General features: G+C 48.2%; 2 protein-coding genes. Both read right to left on the bottom strand.

The window, feature by feature from the left end; genetic code table 11:
• The coding region (locus QTO00_RS19930; RefSeq protein WP_331426295.1) for an Hsp70 family protein at positions 1–788 on the bottom strand (788 nt) is incomplete at its 3' end.
• On the bottom strand, positions 788–1,225 hold a 438-nt coding region (locus QTO00_RS19925), incomplete at its 5' end, for a DUF2760 domain-containing protein (protein WP_331426294.1). The genes QTO00_RS19930 and QTO00_RS19925, both read right to left, overlap by 1 nt.

The raw sequence follows: 1,225 nt of genomic DNA, 5'->3' as shown, positions 1-1,225 counted from the left end.
ATATGCTCACCGACAGCGATACGATTCAGGGTTAAATTGCCTTCGTCTTCTGTCACTTCCACTAGCGAAAGGTCGGTTGTACCACCGCCGATATCAACAACAAGTACAATATCGCCAACTGAGACTTCATCGCGCCATTTGTCGTTGCTGTTATCAATCCAGTTGTACAGTGCTGCTTGAGGCTCTTCTAGCAGAGTAAGATGAACAAAACCGACATTACGCGCTGCTTCTGCGGTTAGATCGCGCGCCGCAGGGTCAAATGATGCTGGTACAGTAATGGTGACATCTTGGTCTGCTAACGGGTTACTTGGGTTGGCATGATCCCAAGCTTGCTTCAGGTGTTCTAAATAGAGTTCAGTAGCGCGAAGTGGCGATACTTTCTCGATTTCTTCTGGGCTACCTGCAGGCAAAAATGCGTCACGACGATTTACGCCGCCATGGCAAAGCCAAGATTTCGCACTAGCGATTAGACGAATAGGGGTCTTAGCACCGAGGTTACGCGCAATCGCACCAACAAGTGCTGTTGGCTCTGACGACCAAGGTAGAACACGCGAGGCAGGGTTCATTTCATGTTCGTGTGGTTGGTATAAAAACGAACCCAGTTGGCTGCGTTCTTCTACCGTACCCGGGGCGGTAAGCTGTGGAATAGCCATGACTTCAACGCGAGCATCTTCGACACTTGTGTCTACATACGACAATACACAGTGGGTGGTGCCCAAGTCGATACCAACGCTAAATTTTGCTGCGTTAGATTCTGTGTTTTGCTGTTGGTTATTCTGCTGATCCATTAAAGCTCAACCTCTGCTGGAGCGATAACTGAAGCATCGTGTTTTTCTGCAAGTTTTGGCAGATTCATTGCACTTGCTTTCCAACCTTTGTGAACTAGCGTGCCTTTAAATGGCGCGTTGCCAGTGACATTGCCAGTTAGGCGAACTTGTTGTGGGTTGAAACCTTCTTCAATCGTTACGCGAGTTTCTTCTTCTTCATTGCGAATATGCTCAAGTGTTACGTAGTCACTTAGTACCTTCTGACCGCCAGTGTGGATAACGCGAGCCGCTGCGCCGACTTCTTCGTCAGAGAACGAAGTGAGGTCTTCTTGGAGAAAGTCAATCAGGCGCGCTTCTTGTTGCATGATAGATAGAAGCTGCATTGCTGAATCAGTAGATGCAGTCGCGAGCTTAGACTCTACTTCAACCACTTTTTCGATCACTTTCTCTACTTCGAC

The organism is Vibrio sp. M260118, from assembly GCF_036533755.1.
Classification (GTDB): Bacteria; Pseudomonadota; Gammaproteobacteria; order Enterobacterales; family Vibrionaceae; genus Vibrio.
Note: the sequence above shows the minus strand (reverse complement) of the source record. Positions and strands in the feature narration are given on the sequence as shown.